Below are 24,145 nucleotides of genomic sequence, written 5' to 3' on the forward strand. Positions count from 1 at the left end.
AGACAACAGGGGTATTGAAGGATCGTTCAACGATCCTCTACCTTCCTTTCATGGCCTCGCCCGTCCCCACCGCGGCGACCGGCCTCCGCACGGCACTGCTCACCTCACAGCACCGTCCGTCATCCCTCAGCGAGGTGCCCATGAGCACGACTCCTCCCTCACCGGTCCCGACCGCCGACGCCCTCGACACCACCGCCGCGCACACGTCTGACGACGGGGCGTTCGCCTGGCTGCGGGCGCTCGGACCGCGCGGCCGGCGCGCCTTCGCCGGCGCGTTCGGCGGCTACGCCCTCGACTCCTACGACTACTTCACGCTGCCGCTGAGCATGGTGGCGCTGGCGGCGTACTTCGGTCTGGACAGCGCCCAGACCGGCCTGTTCACCACCGTCACGCTGGTCGCCTCCGCCGTCGGCGGCGCCGTCGCGGGCGTCCTGGCCGACCGGATCGGCCGGGTCAGGGCCCTGATGATCACGGTGATCACGTACGCCGTCTTCACCGTCGCCTGCGGCTTCGCGCCCAGCTACGAGACGCTGCTGGTCTTCCGCTCGCTGCAGGGCCTCGGCTTCGGCGGCGAGTGGGCGGTCGGCGCGATCCTGGTCGCCGAGTACGCGAGCGCCGCGCACCGGGGCCGCACGCTCGGCGCGATCCAGAGCTCCTGGGCCGTCGGCTGGGGTCTCGCGGCGCTGGCGTACACGCTCGTCTTCTCATTCGTCGGCGACGACCTGGCCTGGCGCGTCATGTTCTGGACCGGTGCGCTGCCCGCCCTGCTCGTGGTGTGGATGCGGCGCCGGGTCAAGGACGCGCCCCAGGCCGAGGCCGCACGCGCGCGGAGCGCCGTCAGGGGCTCGTTCCCGGCGATCTTCCGGGGGCCGCTGCTGCGGACGACGCTCTTCGCGGGGCTCCTGTCGACCGGCGTGCAGGGCGGCTACTACACCCTGGCGACCTGGGTGCCGACCTACCTGAAGTCGGAGCGCGGCCTGTCGGTGGTCGGCACCGGCGGCTATCTCACGTTCCTGATCTCCGGCGCCTTCCTCGGCTACCTGACCGGCGGATACCTCACCGACCGGCTGGGCCGGCGCCGCAACATCTGGCTGTTCGCCCTGCTGTCGGCGGTGTGCATCCTGGCGTACGCGAACATCCCGAGCGGCGCGGACACCCTGCTGCTCGTGCTCGGCTTCCCGCTCGGGTTCTGCATGTCGGCGATCTTCAGCGGCTTCGGGTCGTATCTGAGCGAGCTGTATCCGACCGCCCTGCGCGGGACGGGGCAGGGCTTCACGTACAACACCGGCCGCGCCGTGGGCGCCGTCTTCCCCACGACGGTCGGGTTCCTGGCCGACGGCTGGGGCGTGGGCGGCGCGCTGGTCTTCGGCGCGATCGGGTACGCCATCGCCGCTTTGGCACTGCTGGGGCTGCCGGAGACGCGTGGGAAGGAACTGCAGTGAAACGGCCGACCCTCACGCGGGAGCAGCGTCCGCCGAGCACCGCGGACCGTCCCGTCGCTCTCACCGAGGAGCACGCGCACGCGTGGCGCCCCGCCGCGGCCCGGGCACGCTTCCGTGCGGGCCTGGCGGGCCCCACGGCCGGGGTCGCGGCCGGGCACACCCAGGCCAACCTGATCTCGGTGCCGGCGGACTGGGCGTACGACATGCTCCTGTTCTGCCAGCGCAACCCGAAGCCCTGTCCGGTCCTCGACGTCACGGACGCCGGCTCCTTCTCGACCGTCCTCGCCGAGGGCGCGGACCTGCGCACCGATCTGCCGCGCTACCGGGTGTGGGAGGACGGGGAGCTCGTCGACGAGCCGACTGACGTGCGCGCGTACTGGCGCGACGACCTGGTGTCGTTCCTGATCGGCTGCAGCTTCACCTTCGAGTGGGCCCTGTCCGGGGCGGGCGTCCCGATCCGGCACGTCGAGCAGGGCCGGAACGTTCCGATGTATGTGACGAGTCGTGAGTGCCGCCCGGCGGGCCGGCTGCACGGGCCCCTGGTGGTGTCCATGCGGCCGGTGCCGCCACGGCACCTGGCGACGGCGATCCGGGAGAGCAGTCTGCTCCCGGCGGTGCACGGCGGCCCCGTGCACTGCGGTGAACCGTCGGGACTGGGCGTCGTCGACCTAGGCCGTCCTGACTTCGGCGACCCGGTGGACGCCGAGCCGGACGACATCCCGGTGTTCTGGGCCTGCGGCGTCACCCCGCAGGCCGCGGTCATGGCGTCGCGCCCGCCCTTCGCGCTCACCCACGCCCCGGGACAGATGTTCCTCACCAACGCCCGCGACGAGCAGTACCGCGTGGCCTGAGAAAGAGGTACGAAGGAAACATGACCGCGATGACCGCGATCGACTTGAACGCCGACCTCGGCGAGGGCTTCGGCCGCTGGCAGCTGACCGACGACGAGCGGCTTCTGTCCGTCGTCACCAGCGCCAACGTGGCCTGCGGCTTCCACGCCGGGGACGCGGTCACCATGCGGCGGGTGTGTTCACTGGCCGTCGAGCGGGGAGTCACGATCGGCGCCCAGGTCTCCTACCGGGACCTGGCCGGGTTCGGGCGGCGCGCGATGGATGTGCCGTCCGCCGAACTGGCCGCCGAGGTGGCGTACCAGATCGGCGCCCTTGAGGTGTTCGCCCGGGCGGCGGGCGCGCGCGTGGGGTACGTGAAACCGCACGGCGCGCTCTACAACCGGGTCGTGCACGACGAGGAACAGGCCGGCGCGGTGGTCGAGGGGGTTCTCCTCGCCGACGCCGCGCTGCCCGTCCTCGGGCTGCCCGGCTCCAGGCTGCTGGAGCTGGCCCGCGCGGCGGGGCTGCCGGCCGTCCCGGAGGCCTTCGCCGACCGCGCGTACACCGAGCAGGGCACTCTCGTGCCGCGCGGGCGTACCGGGGCCGTGATCACCGACCCGGACGCCGTCGTCGCGCGGTCGGTGAGCCTGGCGCGCCGCGGCCAGGTCGCCTCCGGGACGGGGACCGAGATCGACGTCCGCGCGCGTTCGCTGTGCCTGCACGGGGACACGCCCGGTGCGGTGGACCTGGCCCGGCGGGTACGGCGCGAGCTCGAGGAGTCGGGCGTGCGGGTGGAGGCCTTCGCATGAGCATGCGCATCCTGCCCGTCGGCGACGACGCCCTGCTGGTCGAGGTGGCGTCGGGAGCGGACGCCGAGGCCCTGCACGCCGAGCTGGTGCGCCGACGCGCGGCGGGCCTGCTCGGCGCCCGCGAGATCGTCCCGGCGGCCCGCACCGTCCTCCTGGACGGCCTGGCCGACCCCGGGCAGGTGGCGTCCGAGCTCGCCGCCGCGGACGTGCCGCCCGCTCCCCCGCGCGAGCCGGACGTCGTGGAGATCCCGACCCGCTACGACGGCCCGGACCTGGCCGAGGTCGCCGCCCTGTGGGGCGTCCCGGAGCGGGATGTGGCGCGTATCCACGCGGCCGCCGAATTCCGGGTGGCGTTCTGCGGCTTCGCACCCGGCTTCGGGTATCTGACGGGCCTGGCCGCGCGCTACGACGTCCCCCGCAGGGCGACCCCGCGGACCGCCGTGCCGGCCGGTTCCGTGGCGCTGGCGGGGCCGTACACGGGCGTGTACCCCCGGGCGTCACCGGGCGGCTGGCAGCTCATCGGCACCACCGAGGCGGTGCTGTGGGACCACGCGCGCGTGCCGGCCGCACTGCTGTCGCCGGGCACACGGGTGCGCTTCGTACCGGAGGACGCGGCATGAGCGACCGTGCGCTGTCCGTCGTCCGCGCCGGGGCGCTGACCACCGTTCAGGACCGGGGCAGGCCCGGGCACGCGCATCTCGGCGTGCCGCGTTCCGGTGCGCTCGACGCTCCCTCGGCGGCCCTGGTCAACCGGCTGGTCGGCAATCCGCCCGACGCGGCCGTCCTGGAGACCACGCTGACCGGCTGCGCCCTGGTACCGCGGTCCGACGTGACGGTCGCGGTCGGCGGCGCTCCCTGCCGGGTCACCGTGGGGGGTCGTCCGGCCGCCTGGGGCGCCCCCGTGCGGGTGCCCGCCGGTGCGGTGCTGGACGTCGGGGCGGCGATCCGCGGAGTGCGCGGCTATGTGGCGGTGGCCGGCGGCATCGTCGTCGAGGCGGTCCTCGGCAGCCGGTCGACGGACCTGCTCTCGGGCCTCGGCCCCACGCCGCTCACGGACGGCATGGTGCTGCCCCTGGGTCGCGAGCGAGCCCCGCACGCGCGCGTGGACGTCGCCCCACAGCCGGCGCCCCCGGCCGAGCTCGTCCTGCGGGTGACGTTCGGCCCGCGCGACGACTGGTTCACCCCGGCCGCGCTGCGCGCCTTCACGGCCCGCACCTTCCACGTGTCCTCGGCGAGCAACCGCATCGGTCTGCGCACCGAGGGGCCCGTTCTGGAGCGGGCCCGGGGCGGGGAGCTGGCCAGCGAGGGCATGGTCCTCGGCGCCGTTCAGGTCCCGCCGGCCGGTCGGCCGGTGGTCTTCCTGGCCGACCATCCGACGACCGGCGGCTACCCGGTGATCGGGGTCGTCCGGACGGCCGACCTGTCGGCCGCTGCCCAGGCCGTGCCGGGAACGCCCGTCCGCTTCGTGGCCGTGCGGCGACGGTGACGCGGCGGAGCGCCAAGCCGTCGAAGAGGTGACGAAGCCCCGTTCGAGGCAACCCTCCGGCTTCAGGCGACCTTCCGGTTTCAGGCGACCCTCCTGCTCAGGCGGCTGTGCGACGTCGGAACGACGCCTCGGCGCGGCGATGCGGCGACGGCGCGTCGCCGATCGTCCGTGTCGCTCGGCCGCTCATCGCCCCACGACTGCCTGCCTGCCCGGTCTGCCGGCCTGCCTGTGCACATCTGCCGCACTGCCGCGCGCCTCGTGCCCGCCGCAGCGGCGTCCTGGCGGCCGGGAGGCCGAACGACGGGCGGCTGCCTCCTCGGGCCGCGGAGGTGCTCTCGTCCCTTTTCCGGCGACCGCCGCCGGCCGCGCGTCGGGCGGCGGCCTGCCCCGGCGTTCACATGGCGGACGTCGCGTCCGGGCCGATCCGACTGCGTACGGCCGTCTGGACCTCGGCCTCCTCGGCCGGGTCGGCGGCGAGCCGGCGCAGGCGCTCCACGACCCGGGTGTCCCCGGTCTCGGCGTGCCGGGCGGCGATCTCGCGGGTGCCCTCCTCGCAGTCCCACAGGCATTCGACGGCGAAGCCGGTGGCGTAGGAGGGGTCGGTGGCGGCGAGTGCCCGGGCGCAGCGCCCCCGCAGGTGGGACGAGGCCGTCTCGCGGTAGATGTGGCGCAGCACCGGCGCCGCGCAGGCGATGCCGAGCCGTCCGGCGCCGTCGACGAGAGTCCACAGGCTCGGGGCGTCGCAACCCTCGCCGCGGACGGCCTCGCGCAGGGCGCCGAGGACCAGGTCCCGGTCCTGGACGCCGCCCCGGCAGGCGAGCATGCGGCCGGCGGCGGCGCCGAGGGCGTCGGGCCGGTGGACCCAGCCGCGGGCCCGGTCGACGGCGGCGACGCTGCGCATCCGTTCGAAGGCGTCGACGGCAGCCTCCACCACGGTGGCGGGTCCGGTGGCGACGGCCTGTTCGATGAGGACCAGGGCGTCGGGATCATTGCAGTCGGCGAGGTAGCGCAGGGCTGTGCATCGCGCCCCCTCGTCGCCGTCCTTGGCCGCCTGGACGATCTCGGGGCGGTCCTCGGGGCCCGCCACGGCGGAGAGGCAGCGGGCGGCGGGGACATGGAGCGCGGCTCCACGTTCGACGCCCTGCTGGGCCCACTCGAACACAGCGTGGACACTCCAACCAGGACGAGGTCCGCTGGGACTCATCTGCCGCTGCCAGCGGTCGAAACAGCCGGCCTCGTGGGCGGCGCGCACCCGTGTGGAGACGTAGTCCCGGGCGTCCTCGGCCCACAACCGCCAGGGCCGTGGCTCGAAGGCGTCCCGTACGACCGCGGCGAGTTCGGCCTCGCCCTCGGTGTCGGTGGCGAACCGTGCCAGCACGGGCACGGCCAGGGCGCGCAGGCCCGCGTCGTCGTCCCGCAGGGCGAGTTCGTCCAGGGCCCAGGCCCAGTTGGTCCCCGTGGCGGCGTACCGGCGCAGCAGGTCGAGGGCGTCGCGCCGGCCGTACGAGGCGAGGTGGCCGAGGACGGCCAGGGCCAGGCCCGTGCGTGACTCCTCGCCGTCGAAGACGTCCTCGACGTCGAAGAGGTGGGCCTCGATCTCGTCGAGCTCGCCGTGCAGGTCGAGGTGGAGACGGGCGTAGTAGAGGGAGCGGTTCTCCACCTGCCAGTCGTGGCGGGGATCCCGCAGGACACAGTGGTTCAGCGCCGCGAGCGCCTCGGCTCGCGGGGCGGTGAGCGCGTGCAGCGTGCCGTCGCCGCGGCCTCTCTGGAGCAGGCCGAGCAGCGTACCGCTGGGCGCTATGACCGGATCGAACATGGGAAACAGCCTCACATCAAGCGTCGACGCAACCGGGGACGTGCATTACCTGGCCGCGTGACAACACGTCGGGGCGCCCGCCGTTTCCTGCTTGCTGTAGACCATTTTCCTCTGCCTCTCGTCGGTGGCCCATGCGGGCCGCGTCACGGCCCGCGCGGTGCGGCAACACCTGCCCAGCCATCGCGTCCGTGAATCACGACGTCATGATGACCCGGCTGTTCTACCTGCCGCGACCGAAATTTCCGGCGGCCTTGTACCGCCTCCCCCGTGGTCGTCGATTTACCTGGTCGGGAAATTCCCTTGACCTGCTCGGGACCGTCGGCTCACTGCGCGCCGAACAGGTCCAGCAGCTCTGTTCTGCCGAACATGCGGGCCGTGTCGACGGCCGACGGCGTGCCCTGGGAAGGGTCGGCGCCGGCCTCCAACAGGGCCTTGATCACGTCCGTCTCACCCTTGAAGGCAGCCCCCGCGAGCGGGGTCTGGCCTCGGTCGTTGATCCGGTCCGCCTCGGCGCCGCGGGCCAGCAGGGCCCGGACCGCGTCGGCGTGTCCGTGGTACGCGGCGAGCATCACGAGGGAGTCGCCCCGGTCGTTGGTGAGGTTGGCCGGAACGCCCGCGTCGACGTAGGCCACCAGCTCCTCGGTGTGACCCTGGCGGGCCAGATCGAAGATCTTGGTCGCCAGCTCCACGACCTCGGGGTCGGGGGCTTCACTCATCGGCCGGTCCGCCTCTCGCTACAACCGTTCACTACAACCGTTCAGGTGAATCGTCAGCGTACTGGCTCGTCGCAAACATGGCCGGACGCATCGGCTGCGAAGCTCACGAACAGCCCCGTTCGACGCGATTCCCCTGCTCAAGCAGTCCTGCGAATGTGCCGCCAGGCGAGGGAAATCACCCGATTTTCACTCAGTTGCACCTTTTGTCGTATGGATACATCCTGTGAGCCTGGAAGTACTCATGGTGACTGTCCCCGCGAACCAGGAGAACCCAAATGATCCTGTCCATGTCAGGCGTGGTCCTGCTCGGCATCATCGTCTTCCTCTTCTTCCGGAAGGACGGGCTCAAGGCGTCGCACGCCGTGGTCTCGGCCCTCTTCGGCTTCTACATGTCCAGCACGGCCATCGCCCCGAGCATCATGGCCGGCGGCGAGAGCCTGGCAAGCCTCCTCGGCGGCATCAAGTTCTGACGCCGCACGTCCCGTCCGTACGCACCACCAGGAGACAGAAGTGGCCCGGCGCCCCCTCCCCCGCATCCTGAGCACAGGCAGCGCACAGATCGCCCGGAGCAGGGAGCTGGCCCGGACGGCAGCCGACAGCGCCACCGACGTCCTCCATCCGCTGATCACGATCACCCGCGGACTGCGCCGGCTGGCCTCGGCCGGGCGGCGCAGGTGGGCCGAGACGCCCAAGGACAAACGCGGGCCGCTGCTGTTCCTGGCGGCCTCGGTGATCCTGGTCGTCGTACTCGTGCCGTACGGCCCGCTGCTCGCCGTCATCACCCTGGCGGCAGCGGCGGCCTGGCAGGGCAGGGACCGCACCCCTACGGCTCCCGAAGGCCCCGACGAGTCGCAGATCCAGCGGCTCCAAGTGCTGTACGAGGCCCTGGTCCCGTACTTCTCGACGGCCGACGACCCCGCTCCCCTGTACGCCCACGGCGGCGACTGGGAGCAGGCCTTCCCCACACAGGAGTTCGACGACTCGGGCCGCCTCGCCCACCTCGTGATCCGCTACCCGGCGTACTTCACGGACGGCGAGGCCGCCCCCCGCGCGCGGATCGAGCAGCTGCTCGCCGCGAAGTCCGGCCGCGGCCGCGAGTACCTCTTCGTCTGGGACGAGGAGGGCAACGAACTGACGCTCAGCGTGCTCGCCCCCCTTCCCATCGACATCGCCGCCCAGCGCTTCGTCACCGCCCCCGGTGAGACGGTCCTGGGCTTCACCGACCCCGCCGGAGTCCAGCGCACGCTGCCTCTCTCGTTCGGCGAGGACCGGCGCGACGTCCCGCCGGTGGTCTGGCGCACCGGCATCCGGTCGACCGAGCCTCACCTGCTGACGGTCGGCCGGCCCGGCAGCGGCACGTCCACACTGCTGCGCTCCATCGCGCTGCAGGCCCTCCAACACGGTGACGTGCTCATCGTCGAGGGCGGCGGCACCGGCGAATACGCCTGCCTGACGGGCCGGGACGGCGTCCTGGGCGTCGAGGTCGGCCTCTCCGGGGCGCTGGCCGGCCTCGAGTGGGCAGCGGGCGAGACGGAGCGCCGGCTCATCGCCGCCAACATCGCCCGACAGGCCGGGGAACCGGCGCCGGAGGACACCAAACGCCCGCTCTGGATCGTCCTGGACCGGCCCACCGTCTTCACCCACCTGGCCGAGGCGGAGGGTCGCCGGGATCCGCAGTCCCTGCTGCAGGTTCCCCTCCGGCACGGCCGCGCGGCCGCCGTCACGGTCGTCGTGGCGGAGCAGTTCGACGCCCTGGAGGCCCTGAGCGAGGCGGTACGACAGCACACGCGCGCGCGTGTCGTGCTCGGCCCGGCCTCGAGGGAGCAGCTGGAGACGGTCCTCGGCACACCCCCGCACACCACCCCCGTCGACGACGTGCCGTCCGGACGGGGCTACGCCCGGCTGGGCTCGGGGCCGGTGCACCGCCTCCAGGTCCCGGCCACTCCGGACCCGTACGACGACGCGACGAGTGACGCGCACCGGCAGGCCGTGTTCGATCTGCTGCCACCGCGCTCCGCGCCCGCCGACACCGCATCGCTGCCGGCGCCGGTCGAGGCGACGGCCGCGAAGGTCGTGATCACCAAGACCGCGATCGCGCAGACCGCGGACCGGGAGACCGCAGGCCGACAGACCGACGGCCCGGAGGCCGACGGCCGGGACACCGCGTCGTCACAGGACTCGTCTCCGGACGCGGCACCGGCAGCCCCCGTCGCCGAGGCGGCGGTCGCGGAGTAAAGGCCGCACGCCCGAGGGCCATGTGGCGCCGGGGACGGCGGCTGTGGGAGCGGCCGCGGCGCGACCCGACCGCCGCGGCTCACCACCGCACCTTCGGCCGCACCACGCCCGCGCCTCGCCCCCGCCCGGCCGCAGCCAGCCGCAGGCCCTACGCCCCACGCGCGCCACGCCCCACGCCCTACGCCCTACGCCACGAACGTGCGTGGCCCCTCGCCGCCCGCCGTCCCCCCGCTGCGCACGATCCGCGCGGCGGCGGCCAGGCGGGCGGCCGCTTCATCCGCCACCGCGCCCCCCACGGTGAACGGCAGCCGCACATACCCCTCGAAGGCGCCGTCCACCCCGAAGCGAGGCCCCGACGGAACCCTGAGGCCCACCCGTTCCCCCGCCTCGGCGAGCCGCGAGCCGGAGAGGCCCCCGGCCCGCACCCAGAGCGTCAGCCCACCCCTGGGCACGGTGTACTCCCAGTCCGGCAGCTCGCGCCGCAGCGCGGCCACCAGGTCGTCCCGGTTCCCCCGGGCCTGGCCGCGCCGCAGCTCCACCGCCTGCTCCCAGCCTCCGGTGCTGAACAGCCAGTTCACCGCCAGCTGCTCCAGCACCGGCGTGCCCAGGTCGGCGTAGGCGCGGGCCGCGACGAGACTGCGGACGACGTCGGGCGCGGCCCGCACCCAGCCGATGCGCATCCCCGCCCAGAACGCCTTGCTCGCGGACCCGACCGTGATCACGGTCGATCCCGCGGGGTCGAAGCCGCACACCGGCCGCGGCATGTCGACGTCGTCGTCGAGCCACAGCTCGTTCATGGTCTCGTCGGCCACCAGGACCGTACCGGCGGATCGGGCGGCCTCCACGAGCCGGCGCCGCTGGTCCTCGTCGGCCAGCGCACCGGTGGGATTGTGGAAGTCGGCGACGACGTACGCGATGCGCGGCGCGGCGTCCCGCAGGACCTGGCGCCAGCGGTCCATGTCCCACCCGGCCAGGCCGTCGGCCATGGCCACCGGCACCAGACGGGCGCCCGCCTCACGCATCAGCTGAAGGATGTTGGCGTAGGAGGGCGACTCGACGGCGATGCGCTCCCCGCGCCCGCCGAACAGGTGACAGATGGCGTCGATGGCGCCCATCGCACCCGTCGTCACCATGATCTGCTCGGGCATGGTCGGAATCCCGCGCGCGGTGTACCGCTCGGCGATCATCGCGCGAAGCGCGGGCAGGCCCGCCGGATAGTCGCCGTGGGTGTGGGCGTACGGAGGCAGTTCCTCCAGTGCGCCCTGCACGGCGCGGGTGAGCCACGGCTCGGGCGCGGGCAGGGCCGCGCAGCCCAGGTCGATCATCGAGCCCAGGGCCTCGGGAGGCAGCGGTTCCAGGCCGCGGGCCGGGAGCGGGTTGCCCGCCGGCACGGCGGTCCAGCTGCCGGCGCCGCGCCGGGACTCCAGGAACCCCTCCGCGCGGAGCGCCTCGTATGCGGCGGCGACGGTCGTACGGCTCACGGACAGGGCGAGGGCCAGTTCCCGTTCGGCGGGCAGGCGTGCGGCGACGGGCACGCGGCCCTCCAGCACCAGCAGCCGGATGCCGTCCGCGAGCGCCCGGTAGGCGGGTGGCCGCCGCGAACCCGGGCCAGCCGGGCGGTCCTGCTGGGACGTGAGGAGCCGCGCGAGCTGGGCGGCCCCCACAGCCGAGGTCCACTGCGCCATGGATACCAGTCCACCTTCCTAGAATTGGCCATGGTTGGCTTTCACTTCCAAGCCACAGAGTGTCACGAGTCAGGCCACTACCACCACAGGGGGCACTTCTTGGAGACCAAGGGACTTCTCCGGCGTCCGATGCGGGGACGCCCGGCCCGAGGAGCACTGCCGCGACGCCTGTTGCAGCTGTACGCCGGCCTCGCGCTCTACGGCGCCAGTTCGGCGCTGCTCGTCAGGGCGGGCCTCGGGCTGGAGCCCTGGAACGTGCTGCACCAGGGCCTGTCCGAACTGACCGGGATGACGATCGGGGTCGTGACGACCCTCCTCGGCGCGCTGGTGCTGCTGCTGTGGATCCCGTTGCGCCAGCGCCCGGGGCTCGGCACGATCTCCAACGTCCTGGCCATCGGCGTCGCGATGGACGGCACGCTCGCCCTGGTTCCCGAGGCGCGCACACTGGCCGTGCGCGTCCCCCTCATGGCGGCGGCGATCGTGCTCAACGGGGCCGCCACCGGCCTGTACATCGCCGCCGACTTCGGCCCCGGGCCGCGCGACGGGCTGATGACGGGACTGCACCGGCGCACCGGGCGCTCGATCCGTGTGATGCGGACGACGGTCGAGGCCGTGGTCGTGGCGACCGGGTTCGCGCTCGGCGGCACCATCGGCGTGGGCACCGTGCTCTACGCGGTCGTGATCGGCCCGCTCGCCCAGTTCTTCCTGCGGGTGTTCGCCGTCCCCGCCCCTGCAGCCGGCAGCACGGTCGTTGCCGCGGGGACACCCCGGGGAGCGATACTGCGTCCGTGACCAGCGCCGTACGCCACCCGTACCTCGACCACCCGCGGCCCATCCCGATCGCCCACCGCGGCGGGGCCGCGGACGGTCTGGAGAACACCGTGGCGCAGTTCCGGCGGGCGGTCGAGGCGGGTTACCGCTACATGGAGACCGATGTGCACGCCACCTTGGACGGCCGACTGGTCGCCCTCCACGACGCGACGCTGGACCGGGTGACCGACGCCTCGGGCCCCGTCGCCGACCTCCCGTGGTCGGACGTGGCCCACGCGCGCGTGGGCGGCGAGGAGCCGGTGCCGCTCTTCGAGGAACTGCTGGAGACGTTCCCCGGGGTGCGGTGGAACATCGATCTCAAGGCGGAGCCCGCCCTGCGCCCCCTGCTCGACCTGATCGACCGCACGGGCGCGTGGGACCGCGTCTGCGTCGGCTCGTTCTCCGAGGCCCGCGTCGTCCGCGCCCAGCGGCTGGCGGGCCCGCGCCTGGCGACGTCGTACGGCACCCGGGGCGTGCTCGGCCTGCGGCTGCGGTCGTGGGGCGTGCCCGCGCCGCTGCGCCGCTCGGCGGTCGCCGCGCAGGTGCCCGAGGTGCGGTCGGGGGTTCAGGTGGTGGACCGGCGTTTCGTCCGCGCCGCGCACGCGCGCGGGCTGCAGGTGCACGTATGGACGGTCAACGAACCGGATCGGATGCGCCGGCTCCTCGACCTGGGGGTCGATGGCATCATGACCGATCACATCGACACGTTGCGCATGGTCATGCAGGACCGGGGCGTCTGGGTCTGACCTCGGCCCGCCGCCCGCGCGCGGGTTCCGGGAGCGGGAAGCGAGGGCACGGGTGGACATCGACACCGTGCGGACGGCGGCGTCCGACGAGGCCGCCGGGCGGCGGCGCGAGCAGCGCGGCTGGTACTTCTACGACTGGGCGTGCTCCGTCTACTCGACGAGCGTGCTCACCGTGTTCCTGGGCCCGTACCTGACCTCGGTCGCCAAGGAGGCCGCGGACGCCGACGGTTACGTGCATCCGCTCGGCATCCCGGTCAGCGCCGGCTCGTTCTTCGCGTACTCGGTCTCCCTGTCCGTGATCGTAGCCGTCCTCGTGATGCCGCTCGTGGGCGCCGCGGCCGACCGGTCCGGCCGCAAGAAGCCCCTGCTGGGCGCCGCCGCCTATGTGGGCGCGGCGGCCACCGCCTGCATGTTCTTCCTGGGCGGCGACCGCTATCTGCTGGGCGGCGCGCTGCTCGTCGTGGCGAACGCGGCCCAGTCCGTGGCGATGATGCTCTACAACTCCTATCTGCCGCAGATCGCCCCGCCCGAGGAACGCGACGCGGTCTCCTCCCGAGGGTGGGCCTTCGGTTACGCGGCGGGCTCGCTGGTACTGATCGCGAACCTGGTGCTCTACCTCGCCCACGACTCCTTCGGCGTCTCCGAGTCCGCCGCCGTCCGCATCTGTCTCGCCTCGGCCGGTCTGTGGTGGGGCGGCTTCACGGTGATCCCGCTGCTGCGACTGCGCGACCGGCCGGCCGTCGTGCGGGAGGCGACGGCTCCGGGACTGCGCCAGCTCGCGGCGACGGTCCGCGACATGCGCCGCCACCCGCTGACGCTCGCCTTCCTCCTCGCCTACCTGGTCTACAACGACGGCATCCAGACGGTGATCTCTCAGGCCTCGGTCTACGGCTCCGAGGAGCTCGGCCTCAGCCAGGGCACGCTGATCGGGGCGGTCCTGCTGGTGCAGGTGCTCGCCGTGGCGGGGGCGCTCGGCATGGGACGCCTGGCCCGGACGTACGGCGCCAAGCGGACGATCCTCGGATCCCTGGTGGCGTGGACGCTCACGCTGGGCGCCGGGTACTTCCTGCCCGCCGGAGCGCCGGTGGCGTTCTTCCTGCTGGCCGGCGCCATCGGGCTGGTCCTCGGCGGCAGCCAGGCCCTCTCCCGCTCCCTCTTCTCCCATCTCGTCCCGCCGGGGAAGGAGGCCGAGTACTTCTCGGCGTACGAGATGAGCGACCGCGGCATGAGCTGGCTCGGGCCGCTGATCTTCGGCCTCACCTACCAGCTGACCGGCAGTTACCGGGACGCGATCGTCTCCCTGGTGGCCTTCTTCGTCATCGGCTTCCTGCTGCTGGCGAGGGTGCCCGTGCGGCAGGCGATCGGCGACGCGGGGAACCCGGCGCCCGAGAAGATTTAGCACTCAGGACGAAAGGGCGGTAGTGTACGCGTTTGGCCTGCCAGGCGTACCGTTACTGCGCGTCAAAGATGCCGAAACGCTGGGTGACATCTCCTTACAGAGGTGACAAACCGGGCGCCGGTGGGTACTGCACTGGTTGACAAGGCTGCGGCTACGACGGCGACCCACGACCCGGAACGGGACTCGGTACGGGAATCTTTACCGCCGACCGGACGTTGACCGGATGACGACGACAGCGACACCTGTCCTGTGGGCGACAAGCCCGGGAGGCACGATTCATGAGTGAGCGAGCTCTTCGCGGCACGCGCCTCGTGGTGACCAGCTACGAGACGGACCGCGGCATCGACCTGGCCCCGCGCCAGGCCGTGGAGTACGCATGTGAGAAGGGGCACCGGTTTGAAATGCCCTTCTCGGTCGAGGCGGAGATTCCGCCGGAGTGGGAGTGCAAGGTCTGCGGAGCCCCTGCACTCCTCGTGGACGGCGACGGCCCTGAGGAGAAGAAGGCCAAGCCCGCGCGTACACATTGGGACATGCTGATGGAGCGGCGGACCCGCGAGGAACTCGAAGAGGTCCTCGAGGAGCGGCTGGCCGTTCTGCGGTCCGGGGCGATGAACCTTGCGGTGCATCCCCGGGACAGCCGCAAGTCGGCATAGCCCCGCACGGCTGAGGCCGGCTGCACCACACGCACGCAATGACCGCGGGCGCCGTACGTGAATATGCGTACGGCGCCCGCGGTCTTCGTGCTGCCGTTTCTGCGCCGCCGTCCGCATGCCGCCGTCCGCATGCTGCCGGGACGGCCGAGCGCGAGAGGGGGAGCCGGGAAAGGGCGCGCCCTACGGCCCGCGCCAGGTGGCGGAGCCGGAGAAACGCGCCCGGCGGCAATGCCGGAGAGGCTGCGCACGATGTGGGCCTGCCCCGAACGGCCTCGGCCCGTCCCGGGGGCCCGTGGGATCCGCGGGACGGGCCGGAAGTCGCCGTCTGCCGCGGATCTACCGGTCGTCCCGGACGACCTCGCCCTGGACCACCTTGCCGTCGGGGCGGTGGATGCGCGCCTGCTGGAAGGCGTCCCCCAGGGTGCCCGGGGCGGCCGCCGCGACCCGCAGCCGGCGCTCGGCGTAGGCGCCGACCGCCTTCTGGACCGGCGGGAGGAGCAGGAGCAGGCCGACCGCGTCGGAGATCAGTCCCGGGATCATCAGGAGCAGCCCACCGAGCATCATCAGGCCGTTGCCCCCACGGCTCGGGGCGGCGCCCCGCTGAAGAGCCTCGTTGAGGTTGCGGAAGGCGCGGCGGCCCGCTCGCTTGATGACCACCGCACCGAGCACGAATCCGGCGACGAGGAGCAGGAGCACCACGAGGCCGGAGGACGCGCCGGCGACCATCGTCAACAGCCAGATCTCCAGCACCAGCCAGGCGGCGAGGCCCAGCGGCACGAACGTGCGCAGTCGCGAGCGGCGGGGCTGGGTCTGGGGCTGAGGAGGGCCGGGTCGGTCGGGGGTCGGGTATACGGGGGTCGGAGCTCCAGTCGGCATGCTTCCAGTGTGCCCGGACCCGGCTCAGAGCGGCGTAAGGGGACGATCAGCCGTCGCTGTGCGACTTGGCGGGCGTCCGCGGCCGCTCGGGCCGGCCGGCGGTCCGCCCGGTGATCCTGCCGACCCGCTCCCCCACGCCCCACGCCGTTACCCGCCACAGGGCCTCGACGAGGATGTCGCGGCTCATCTTGGAGTCGCCGTGCTCGCGCTCGACGAAGGTGATGGGGACCTCGACCACGTGGAAGCCGCCCTTGACCGCACGGCGGGCCAGGTCGACCTGGAAGCAGTAGCCCTGGGAGGCGACCTCGTCCAGGCCCAGCCCCTCGAGGGTCTCGCGGCGGAAGGCCCGGTAGCCGCCGGTGATGTCCCGCAGGGGCAGGTCGAGGGCGAGGCGGGAGTAGAGGCTGCCGCCGCGCGAGATGACCTCGCGGGACCTGGGCCAGTTCACCACCCGGCCGCCCGGCACCCAGCGAGAGCCGAGAACGAGGTCCGCGCCCTTGAGTGCGGTGAGCAGCCGCGGCAGTTCCTCGGGCTGGTGGGAGCCGTCGGCGTCCATCTCGATCAGCACGCCGTAGTCGTGGTCCAGGCCCCAGCGGAAGCCCGCGAGGTAGGCGGCGCCGAGGCCTTCCTTGCCCTTGCGGTGCAGCACCCGGACCTGGTCGTCCGCGGCGGCCAGCTCGTCGGCGAGCCGTCCGGTGCCGTCGGGGCTGTTGTCGTCGGCGACGAGGACGTGGGCCTCGGGAACAGCCTCCCGCACCCGGCCGACGATGCTCTTGATGTTCTCCGCCTCGTTGTAGGTCGGGATGATCACCAAGGCCGTGCCGAGCGGACCGAACGTCCTCCCCCGGTCCTGTGCCGCGAGGGTCCCGTCGCCGTCGTTCACTGCTGCCCCTTCTTGTCCGTACGCCGGAGACCACCTTAGTGGCCCCAGCCTGCGATGACGTGACAGGACGTTCGAACTGCGGTGTCGAATCCGCGGAAGCGGGGTAGCCATGTGCTTTTGGGCCCGTATGTACGCGTCGGCCCTGCCACGGGCGCGTGCCCTGGCCCGCACACGTGCGGGGCTGCTGCGGATGGGGGCCCGGCGCCCTTCGGGCCGGCCCGGGATCCGCTGGCTGCGGAGCGACCGAAAGCCGTTGTCTACTGAGCACCCGGGCCCCACCCGGGTCACACCTCCCCGACCGGCCGGAACGTTCCCTCGCTGCGGCACGGGCGCTGAGCCTGGCTGCCAGTGGAGGTGCGCCGGTGCGGCACACCGTCCCTGACCCAGCGGCGCCGCGGCGAGTGCGCGGATGTTCCCCGGCGGGGCGTCCGGTGGTGGACTCCGCCGAACCTACCGGCCTTCCGCCGTCAGCTGTCAACAGCGGTTCGACCTGCGGGTCTTCTGTCAACGCGCAGGTCAGCCGGGAGGCTGGCCGGATCGCACGACGACGGGCGGACGGGTGATCTTTTCAGGGTCGCCCCGGGAGATCACCCGCCCGGCCGCAGGAACACCGTCCGGCCGCCCACCACGGTGCGCAGACACACCGGGAGGTCGTTCCCGGGCGTCAGATCGGGCAGTCCCGGGGTCCCGGAACGGGGGTCGGTGGACCAGCGGGCGACGCGGTCGTCGGGGGCCTGCACCACCAGTTCGTCCGTGCGCCAGACCGCGTAGTCGGCGGGCGCGCCCGGCACCAGCACCCCCGCGTCGTCGCGGCCGACCGCCCGCCAGCCGCCGCGCGTGTGCGCGGTGAACGCGGCGCGGGCGGAGACACGGTGGTCCGGGGTGCGGTGGAAGGCGGCGGCGCGCACGGTCCCCCACGGGTCGAGCGGGGTGACCGGGCTGTCGGAGCCGAAGGCGAGCGGTACGCCGGCCCGCAGTAGGGCGGCGAACGGATTCAGCGTCCTCGCCCGGTCCGTGCCCAGCCGCTGCGCGTACATGCCCTGCTCGCCTCCCCACAGGGCGTCGAAGGCGGGCTGGACGGAGGCGGTGAGGCCCAGTTCGGCGAAGGCGGCGACGGTCTCGGGCGTGAGCATCTCCGCGTGCTCCACTCGGTGGCGGGCGGCGCGGATCCGGGCGAGGCCGGTCTTCTCGGCGGCGGCGCGGACGCCCTCGACGACGGCCGTGACGGCGGCGTCGCCGATGGCGTGGAAGCCGGCCTGGAGTCCTGCTTCGGTGCAGGCCGCCACGTGGGCGGCGACCTCGTCGGCGTCCAGGTAAGCGGCCCCGGTGTGGCCGGCGTCGGCGTACGGGGTGTGCAGACAGGCGGTGTGGGAGCCGAGGGCTCCGTCGACGAACAGGTCTCCCGCGGCTCCGAGGGCGCCCAGTTCGCGGGCCTTGTCGACGTCTCGCTCCGCCCAGTAGCCGACGACGCGCGGGCCGGGGGTCTCGGCGGCGAGCCGCAGCAGGTCGGTGAAGTCGTCCTCGGAGGAGATCTCCGGGCCGGCGCACTCGTGGACGGAGCCGATACCGAGGGAGGCGGCGTGGGCGAGGGCGGTCCGCTGGGCCTCGGTGCGCTGGGCGGGCGTCACGGCTGCGAACGCGGCGGCGCGGACGGTGTGGTGGGCGCCGCGGGTGAGCGGCTCGCCGTCGGCGAAGCCGGCCGCGTCCCGGGCCCGGGGGGCGAGTGCCAACAGTGCGGTGGTGACCGCGGCCGAGTGGACGTCGATTCGGCTGAGGTAGAGCGGTCGGCCGCCGGCCGCCTCGTCCAGTTCCTCCCGCCGGGGCGGACGGCCCTCCGGCCAGCGGGAGGCGTCCCAACCATGGCCCAGCAGCACCTTGTCCTGCGGACGGGACGCCGCGAACGCGCGCACCAGGGCGAGAGCGGCCGCCAGGGAGGGGGCCGCGGACAGGTCGAGGCCGGTGAGTGTGAGGCCGGTTGACGTGGTGTGCACATGGGCGTCGGTGAACGCCGGGGTGACGAGGGCGCCGTCCAGGTCGACCACCTCGTCGACGCCGCCTGCGAAGGCGTCGGCGGCGCCCTCGGAGCCGACCCAGGCGACCTGGCCGCGTTCGACGACCATCGCGGTCGCGAACGGATCGGCGGGGCTGTGGACCTCTCCTCGGCGGAGCAGGACGGTCTTCGGCTCGGGGGCGTGCTCACTCATGGGGAACAGTCTCGCGCCTCCCCGGGGGCGCCCGTGCCCCAGGGGGCTCGCCCGCCCCTCAGCGGCCTTTCAGATCCGCGGCGGCCGGGCCTCGTAGGGGGTGGACAGGACGACCGTCGTGCGCGTCGACACTCCGGCGAGCGCCCTGAGCCGCCCCAGCAGCTCCTCCAGTTCGTGCGGGGTGGCCACGCGCACCTTGAGGATGTAGTTCTCGTCACCGGCCACGCTGTGGCAGGCCTCGATCTCGGGCACGTCCCCCAGCCGCTCGGCGATGTCGTCGGGGGCGCTGGGGTCGAACGGCTTCACCGAGATGAAGGCGGTCAGGGGCAGCCCGACGGCCTCCGAGTCGACGACGGCCGCGTACCCGCGGATGACGCCGCGCTGTTCCAGCCTGCGCACCCGCTGGTGCACGGCAGATGTGGACAGGCCCGTGGCCTTGCCCAGATCGGTGTAGCTCATCCGCCCGTCCTTGACGAGCAGCTGCACGATTTGTCGGTCCAGCTCCTCCATGACGCAAGAACTTACAGGCAGCGCGATCTCCGCGTATACCTATGCAGCGCAGGTCATACCCTGTTTGTGATGTGCGGCGAGCGCCCGCCGGGGCCACCGGGCATCGCCCGGTGCGCCGCTCGCGCGCGGGGCACCTGCAAGCGGCATGTGACGAATGCCACAGCACTCGTGAACTCTTGGTGATGCACCGGTGGTTACCGCCGGGACGGGCTGGGAAGTGCTTGCTGTGGTCGAGGCCGCACTGCCGTCACGACCCAGCCCGAGGGGGAGAATCACATGCAGAGTCCCAAGCGCCCTGGTCGCACCACGCCCAAGCGGCTCCAGTCCGTCGGCGAGCCCGAGCCGGAGGGCGTCGAACCCTTCGACGCCGACAGCCTCGACGGTGACGACGCCGAGCACGCCGACGCGTACGACACCTTCGAGATGTACCGGGTGATCTGCCCGGACTGCGCCCAGCCGATCGCGCTGCTGGCGGACGAGGAGAGCCTGCCCGAGCACGCGTTGTGCGCCTCTCCGTGGAACCCGTTCGGGCTCACCGTCTGCGCCGGCACGGGGCGCAGGGCGGCCGAGGCCCGCCCCGCGGACGAGTCCGCGGAACTCCAGGAGCAGGACACCGCACTGCTGCTGACGCTCCCTCAGGGACTGGACTGGCGTACCCAGCCCTTCTCGCACGTCGGCGGGCCGGGTTCGCGCCCGATGCGTGTCCCGGCGATGCGCCGCGCGCAGCCGGCCAGCCGCCGCGCGGCCGCCTGAGCGGCGTTCCCGCGCCCGTCGGCTCGACTCGGCTCGACTCCCGTGACAGGACTGCACCATGGCCGGAAGGCCGGCGTGGTGCAGGATCGGCGCGCCCTGATCGTACGGACGGCGCCCCTTCCGCAGTACGTCCGCACGAACGTCGGAGCAGCCCGGGGCACATCCCGAACGCACGCGCACCCCTGCCCGCCGGTGACTCCGTCGTGCGGGCCCGCGTTGCCCTGGTATGACCCCCACCTACTCGGCTGCTCCCGGGCGTCACCGCCAGCACCTCGCGCCGATGGATCCGGAGCCGGTGCACGCAGAATCGGTTCCGCTGGCTCCGGCGCCCCCTCAGGATCCGCCCATCTACCGTGACCTGCTGCGGACTTGGGCCGACCGGGGCCGCACCCTGCCGGGCCGTCATGACCCGGAGTGGGTGCGGCTGGCCGCGCCGCAGGTGCGGCGGGGGCAGTTCAGTGGGTTCGCGGATCCGGTGGGCGACGGCCGATGACCCACCGGGCGGTGAGCTGCTTCAGGGCGATCAGGCAGCCCACCGGGTGAGGCGGCACGGGCGGCCGGAGCGGAGCCGTCCAGCAGCCGCCATGGACGGTCGGAGCGGAGCGCCATGAACGGCCGGAGCGGAGCGCCGTGGGCGCTCGCGGCGGTGCGGCCGCCTCGACAGGGCCGCTCCGTCGGCGGGTGTCCCGCTGTGCGCTTTAACCGCCGTCGATCCCCGCTTGTCGGATGCGCTGTCCGGATAGCCCGTCGGCGGGGCGCGCTGCGGCCCCGCCGACGGTGCGCCGGCGGCGCTTGCTCTGCCTGTCAGCCCTCTCGGCGGGTCGGCTTGGGCGCGGGAAAGGCGGGGTCGAGGTCTTCTATGGCATGCAGGGCCCCGCCCAAGGTCTTCACCAGCAGCTCGACCATGACCTCCCGGGTGAGATCGGGACGGTCGATCCACTCCAGTGTGGCCCCCTCGACGCTGCACACCCAGGCGAGCAGAGCCATGCGCGGCAGCGGCGGCACCTCGCCGAGGCCGTACGCGCCCTCGGCTATGGTCGCCACGATCGCCGCGCGCACCCCGTCCCGGATGCCGTGGACCTCGGTGTCGAAGCCGACGCCGCCGCTGACGATCGTGCGGTAGGCGGACTGGTTGTGCTCGGCGTAGCGCAGATAACCGTCGATGGTGCGCTGCACCCGGTCCACCTGGGGCAGTTCGAGGCCGCTCGCCGCGAAGGTGACCAGATCGGCGACCGAATCCTGGATGATGGCCAGGTAATAGCCGCGCTTGGACTGGAAGTAGTAGTAGATCAGCCCCTTGGCGACATGCGCCTGCCGGGCGATGTCATCCATCGAGAGCGCGTCGTAGGACGTGTCGGCGAACAACTTCCGGCCGATGGAGATGAGTTCGGCGCGACGCGCCAGTGAGCGCTCGGTGCCGCGCGCCCGGGGGCGTACGACTTCGCGCTGTTCACTGATATTCAATTTCGACCCTGGTCTCGGGCAGTCGGCGGGACACCGCAGTATGTCAGGTCAACCCGTGCGCCAGGTCACACCCGTCAGAGCAGTCCGAGCTGGGTGACCAGCATCGCGAGAACCGCGACGAGGACCCAGCCCAGGGCCTGCTCCAGGATCTTCGGGCCGTCGGTTTCGGGGCCGCCGGTACGGGTGTGGGTGGCAGTGGCTGTCTGAGCGGTCATGGTGTCTCGCTGAAGTCGGACGTACTGGTGGATCCCCCCACCGATCGTCCACCCTGCCACCCGTCAGGCCTTTTGGGGCAGAGATCTTGCTCACATCCGGATTCCCACCGCCGTCAGAGCCTGGCACTGGCGGGCGCTCGGACGCGCCGGGAAGTAGAGGTAGCAGACGCCGCCCGTGCCGGAGACGACGTTTCCCGTCGCGTTGTGCCGTTTCGTCCTGAGCCAGACGTTCTCGAACTCCCGCCGCGGGTACACCCGCCGCACCGCCGCGTCGTCCGCCGAGAACGGGTCGTTGGCGATCACGTCGCCCTCGGCGGTGAAGCCGACCACGGCCATCAGGTGCCCGGATGTCCCGTAGCCCGCTCCGGTGAGCTCCTCCTTGAGGAAGGACTGTGACGTCATGGCCGGGATCCCCGCGCCGATCAACGTCTCGAGGTCGGTGAGGGAGCCGAGCCGGGTGACCACGCCCTGAAGGTCCTGGAAGGTGGCCGCGTAGGCGGCGTTGAACGGCCAGTTGCCGCAGCCGGCGTACTGGTGGTCGTACGTGTGCCGGGCCGCGTGGCACACCTGCGGGTCGGCGTAGGACGGGTCGACCCACGCGAGCTGCTCGTCGGTGAGCCGGCCGCCCCAGTACTCGACGATCATCTGCGAGGAGGTGGGGCTGCACCAGGCCTCGCCGCCGCTGTCGTACTCGGGGTACTGGCCCTGGTGGATCTCCTGCGAGTAGCGGGGGACGCGCAGTTCCCGCTCGAGGCCGGGCACGGAGGCCGGCACGGTGAAGCGGTCCGGCACGTCGGATCCCATCGCCCCGAGCCGCCATACGGTCGGTGTGGCGTCGGTGCCGGGACGGCGGTACAGGGTGAGCCGGAGGCGGTACGCGTCGAGACGCAGGCCGCCCGCGGCATCGTCGATCGTGAGCGTGTCGGTCCACACGGTGCTTCTGCCGTCGGTCTGGCCGTCGACCGAGGATCGCTTGATGTCCTGGTCACCGGAGGCCCAGCGGCCCATCACGTACCAGGGGGTGTCCGTACCGTCCGAGTACGTGCCGATGACCTCGATCTGGAGCCAGCTGCCGGCCGGGGTGCTCGCGTTCCAGGAGGCGATCACCTCCGTGGCGGGGACGGCGAGCCGGTGCAGGGGCGATGTCCAGGTCGCGTACTCCCAGGAGGCGGTCGTCCTGTTGTGCGGGTCGGTGTGGTCGACGACGCCGAGCGGAGCCGCGATGACGACGCCGGGGCGGAGCCCCGCTTGGGCACGGACGCCGTCGGCGACGCCGGAGCGCCAGTCTGCGTACGTGGTCCACCCGCGGTAGTCCACGGTTCGGGCCGGCGTCCCTTCGGCGTCGCCGTCGTCGCTCGCCCCGGTGGCGGACGCGGCCGACGCGGCGGGGGGCGATCCCCCTGCCACCGCGGCGGCGACCGCGGCGGCGAGGACCGTACGGCGGGAAGGCTGTCCGGCTCTGCTCATGGGTGTGCTCATGGGGGAGGCTCCCGAGGGTCTGCGCGGTCCATATGACTCTGTACAGCTGGGTGTCGCTCTTTGCGGCTGTTCGGCCACTATGGGGGGAGGGGAACGCGGCTTCCAGCAGGTGGGCCCGTGCCGCGCCCAGCACCATCGGTCTGGCCCACCGGGGGCCGCGGAGTCCCCGTAGAATCACCCGCCGTACCGAAGCACCGTCGCACCGCGTCTCCGCCGTACCGAAGCACCGCCTTACCGCCCGATCACCGCCGTATCGCCCGCCGCTCCCCGCCCCCGCGCACCCCAGGATCCCGTCATCCGCCAGCTTGCCTCCCGGCTCCGCCGTCTGCCGCCGTCCTGCGGACCGGTGCGTCTGATCGGCGTCGACGGGCATGCCGGCTCGGGGAAGTCCACCTTCGCCGGAGCGCTGGCGGAGGCACTGGACGGCGCCCCGGTGCTGCACCTCGACGACGTCGCGTGCCACGACGAGCTGTTCTCGTGGACCGGCCGACTGCTCTCCCAGGTGATCGAGCCCTTGGGCCGCGGCGAGAGCGCGCACTACACGCCCTACGACTGGCTCGCCCACCGCTTCGGCCCGCCCCGTACCCTGCCCGCCGCCCCCGTCGTCCTGGTCGAGGGAGTCGGCGCTGGCCGCCGCGCCCTGCGGCCGTTCCTGGCGTGGCTGCTGTGGATGGAGATACCGCCCGAGGAGTCCTGGGCGCGCGGCCGGGCACGTGACGGAGAGGAGCAGCGCGCGTTCTGGGACGGGTGGGTTCCGGCCGAAGTCCGCCACTTCGCCGAAGACCCGTCGCGACCGCACGCCGCCCTGCTGGTACGGCAGTTGAAGCAGGGCTACGAGGTGCTGCCGGGGCCCGCGAAGGCCCCTGGCCCGCACCGGGACGTCACCCACCGTGAAGGACCACCCGCGATGTGGTGAAGGTGTGAAGAGCCTTGCGTCCGAACTTGGCCAAGTGCCTCAACTCCGCTTGACCGGCGGCCCGTACAGGACTTACGTTCTCAATGCGCGGCGATCGAAGCCGCCCCTCAGACGCGAAGCCCCCGGTTGTTCCCCCGTGATCGGGGGCTTCGTTCTGCCCGAACCCTGGTCGCGGTCCCTTCTGCGGACCTGACGCGACGCGATCCGCTCACCCAGGG

23 protein-coding genes are annotated in these 24,145 nt (G+C 72.8%); 13 read left to right on the top strand and 10 right to left on the bottom strand.

The genetic code is table 11. The features are described 5' to 3' along the window. Positions 1–140: 140 nt before the first annotated feature. From QA802_RS08290 to QA802_RS08310, 5 genes are read left to right on the top strand one after another with little or no spacing between them, the layout of a single operon-like run. Positions 141–1,442: an MFS transporter gene (locus tag QA802_RS08290; protein ID WP_334534402.1), complete on the top strand. Its 1,302-nt coding sequence runs from the start codon at positions 141–143 to the stop codon at positions 1,440–1,442. Beyond that, on the top strand, positions 1,439–2,293 hold the full coding sequence (locus QA802_RS08295; protein ID WP_334519428.1) for a putative hydro-lyase: 855 nt from the start codon (positions 1,439–1,441) through the stop codon (positions 2,291–2,293). Before QA802_RS08290 ends, QA802_RS08295 begins: the two co-directional genes overlap by 4 nt. A gap of 29 nt (positions 2,294–2,322) precedes the next feature. After that, positions 2,323–3,081 (top strand): LamB/YcsF family protein, encoded by a 759-nt coding sequence (locus QA802_RS08300; RefSeq protein WP_334534404.1) that lies wholly within the window; start codon positions 2,323–2,325, stop codon positions 3,079–3,081. Positions 3,082–3,083: 2 nt separating this feature from the next. After that, positions 3,084–3,701, top strand: coding sequence for a 5-oxoprolinase subunit B family protein (locus QA802_RS08305; RefSeq protein ID WP_334534407.1), 618 nt, complete (start codon positions 3,084–3,086; stop codon positions 3,699–3,701). Further along, positions 3,698–4,567, top strand: a complete 870-nt coding sequence (locus QA802_RS08310) for a 5-oxoprolinase subunit C family protein (protein ID WP_334519431.1) — start codon at positions 3,698–3,700, stop codon at positions 4,565–4,567. Before QA802_RS08305 ends, QA802_RS08310 begins: the two co-directional genes overlap by 4 nt. A 394-nt stretch (positions 4,568–4,961) precedes the next feature. Here QA802_RS08310 and QA802_RS08315 read toward each other — a convergent pair whose 3' ends face one another. After that, positions 4,962–6,383 carry a HEAT repeat domain-containing protein gene (locus tag QA802_RS08315; protein ID WP_334519434.1) on the bottom strand — a complete coding sequence of 474 codons (1,422 nt, stop codon included), beginning with the start codon at positions 6,381–6,383 and terminating at the stop codon, positions 4,962–4,964. Positions 6,384–6,706: 323 nt separating this feature from the next. Beyond that, positions 6,707–7,099 (bottom strand): ankyrin repeat domain-containing protein, encoded by a 393-nt coding sequence (locus tag QA802_RS08320; RefSeq protein WP_319170564.1) that lies wholly within the window; start codon positions 7,097–7,099, stop codon positions 6,707–6,709. A gap of 275 nt (positions 7,100–7,374) precedes the next feature. On the opposite strand from QA802_RS08320, the gene QA802_RS08325 reads away from it, so the two are divergent. Both QA802_RS08325 and QA802_RS08330 read left to right on the top strand, forming a co-directional pair. Then, positions 7,375–7,569, top strand: a complete 195-nt coding sequence (locus QA802_RS08325) for a hypothetical protein (protein WP_107445054.1) — start codon at positions 7,375–7,377, stop codon at positions 7,567–7,569. A gap of 40 nt (positions 7,570–7,609) precedes the next feature. Then, positions 7,610–9,334, top strand: a complete 1,725-nt coding sequence (locus tag QA802_RS08330; protein ID WP_334519441.1) for a P-loop NTPase family protein — start codon at positions 7,610–7,612, stop codon at positions 9,332–9,334. A gap of 185 nt (positions 9,335–9,519) precedes the next feature. Here QA802_RS08330 and QA802_RS08335 read toward each other — a convergent pair whose 3' ends face one another. Further along, positions 9,520–11,019 (bottom strand): SCO1417 family PLP biosynthesis transcription factor, encoded by a 1,500-nt coding sequence (locus tag QA802_RS08335; RefSeq protein WP_334519444.1) that lies wholly within the window; start codon positions 11,017–11,019, stop codon positions 9,520–9,522. 129 nt (positions 11,020–11,148) lie between these two features. Here QA802_RS08335 and yczE point away from each other — a divergent pair, with 129 nt between their 5' ends. From yczE to QA802_RS08355, 4 genes are all read left to right on the top strand, one after another. Continuing rightward, complete coding sequence (yczE, locus tag QA802_RS08340) at positions 11,149–11,811, top strand: membrane protein YczE (protein WP_334519447.1); 663 nt, start codon at positions 11,149–11,151, stop codon at positions 11,809–11,811. Beyond that, a complete protein-coding gene (locus tag QA802_RS08345) occupies positions 11,808–12,575 on the top strand; it encodes a glycerophosphodiester phosphodiesterase family protein (protein WP_334519450.1) in 768 nt (255 codons plus the stop codon). Before yczE ends, QA802_RS08345 begins: the two co-directional genes overlap by 4 nt. Positions 12,576–12,627: 52 nt before the next feature. After that, positions 12,628–13,974 (top strand): MFS transporter, encoded by a 1,347-nt coding sequence (locus tag QA802_RS08350; RefSeq protein ID WP_334519452.1) that lies wholly within the window; start codon positions 12,628–12,630, stop codon positions 13,972–13,974. A 278-nt stretch (positions 13,975–14,252) separates the two neighbouring features. Then, entirely contained in the window at positions 14,253–14,627 is a 375-nt protein-coding gene (locus tag QA802_RS08355) for an RNA polymerase-binding protein RbpA (protein ID WP_020128921.1), read from the top strand. Positions 14,628–14,963: 336 nt separating this feature from the next. Here QA802_RS08355 and fxsA read toward each other — a convergent pair whose 3' ends face one another. The 4 genes from fxsA to QA802_RS08375 form a co-directional block, all read right to left on the bottom strand. Then, positions 14,964–15,503: an FxsA family membrane protein gene (gene fxsA, locus QA802_RS08360; protein ID WP_334519455.1), complete on the bottom strand. Its 540-nt coding sequence runs from the start codon at positions 15,501–15,503 to the stop codon at positions 14,964–14,966. 46 nt (positions 15,504–15,549) lie between these two features. Beyond that, positions 15,550–16,386 carry a polyprenol monophosphomannose synthase gene (locus QA802_RS08365; RefSeq protein ID WP_334519458.1) on the bottom strand — a complete coding sequence of 279 codons (837 nt, stop codon included), beginning with the start codon at positions 16,384–16,386 and terminating at the stop codon, positions 15,550–15,552. Between the two features lie 587 nt (positions 16,387–16,973). Beyond that, positions 16,974–18,590: an amidohydrolase gene (locus tag QA802_RS08370; protein WP_334519461.1), complete on the bottom strand. Its 1,617-nt coding sequence runs from the start codon at positions 18,588–18,590 to the stop codon at positions 16,974–16,976. Between the two features lie 69 nt (positions 18,591–18,659). Then, complete coding sequence (locus QA802_RS08375; protein WP_319170572.1) at positions 18,660–19,100, bottom strand: Lrp/AsnC family transcriptional regulator; 441 nt, start codon at positions 19,098–19,100, stop codon at positions 18,660–18,662. Between the two features lie 276 nt (positions 19,101–19,376). Between QA802_RS08375 and QA802_RS08380 the strand changes: the two genes are divergently transcribed. Further along, complete coding sequence (locus QA802_RS08380; RefSeq protein WP_334519465.1) at positions 19,377–19,853, top strand: hypothetical protein; 477 nt, start codon at positions 19,377–19,379, stop codon at positions 19,851–19,853. 804 nt (positions 19,854–20,657) lie between these two features. On the opposite strand, the gene QA802_RS08390 is transcribed toward QA802_RS08380, so the two are convergent. The 3 genes from QA802_RS08390 to QA802_RS08400 form a co-directional block, all read right to left on the bottom strand. Beyond that, positions 20,658–21,317 carry a TetR/AcrR family transcriptional regulator gene (locus QA802_RS08390; RefSeq protein WP_334519468.1) on the bottom strand — a complete coding sequence of 220 codons (660 nt, stop codon included), beginning with the start codon at positions 21,315–21,317 and terminating at the stop codon, positions 20,658–20,660. Between the two features lie 74 nt (positions 21,318–21,391). Further along, complete coding sequence (locus QA802_RS08395; protein WP_319170575.1) at positions 21,392–21,532, bottom strand: SCO1431 family membrane protein; 141 nt, start codon at positions 21,530–21,532, stop codon at positions 21,392–21,394. A 90-nt stretch (positions 21,533–21,622) separates the two neighbouring features. Then, on the bottom strand, positions 21,623–22,999 hold the full coding sequence (locus tag QA802_RS08400) for a C39 family peptidase (RefSeq protein ID WP_334534411.1): 1,377 nt from the start codon (positions 22,997–22,999) through the stop codon (positions 21,623–21,625). 307 nt (positions 23,000–23,306) lie between these two features. Here QA802_RS08400 and QA802_RS08405 point away from each other — a divergent pair, with 307 nt between their 5' ends. After that, positions 23,307–23,927, top strand: a complete 621-nt coding sequence (locus QA802_RS08405) for a uridine kinase family protein (protein WP_334534414.1) — start codon at positions 23,307–23,309, stop codon at positions 23,925–23,927. The last annotated feature ends 218 nt before the right edge of the window (positions 23,928–24,145 follow it).

The sequence above is a fragment of the Streptomyces sp. B21-105 genome, from assembly GCF_036898465.1.
Taxonomy (GTDB): domain Bacteria; phylum Actinomycetota; class Actinomycetes; order Streptomycetales; family Streptomycetaceae; genus Streptomyces.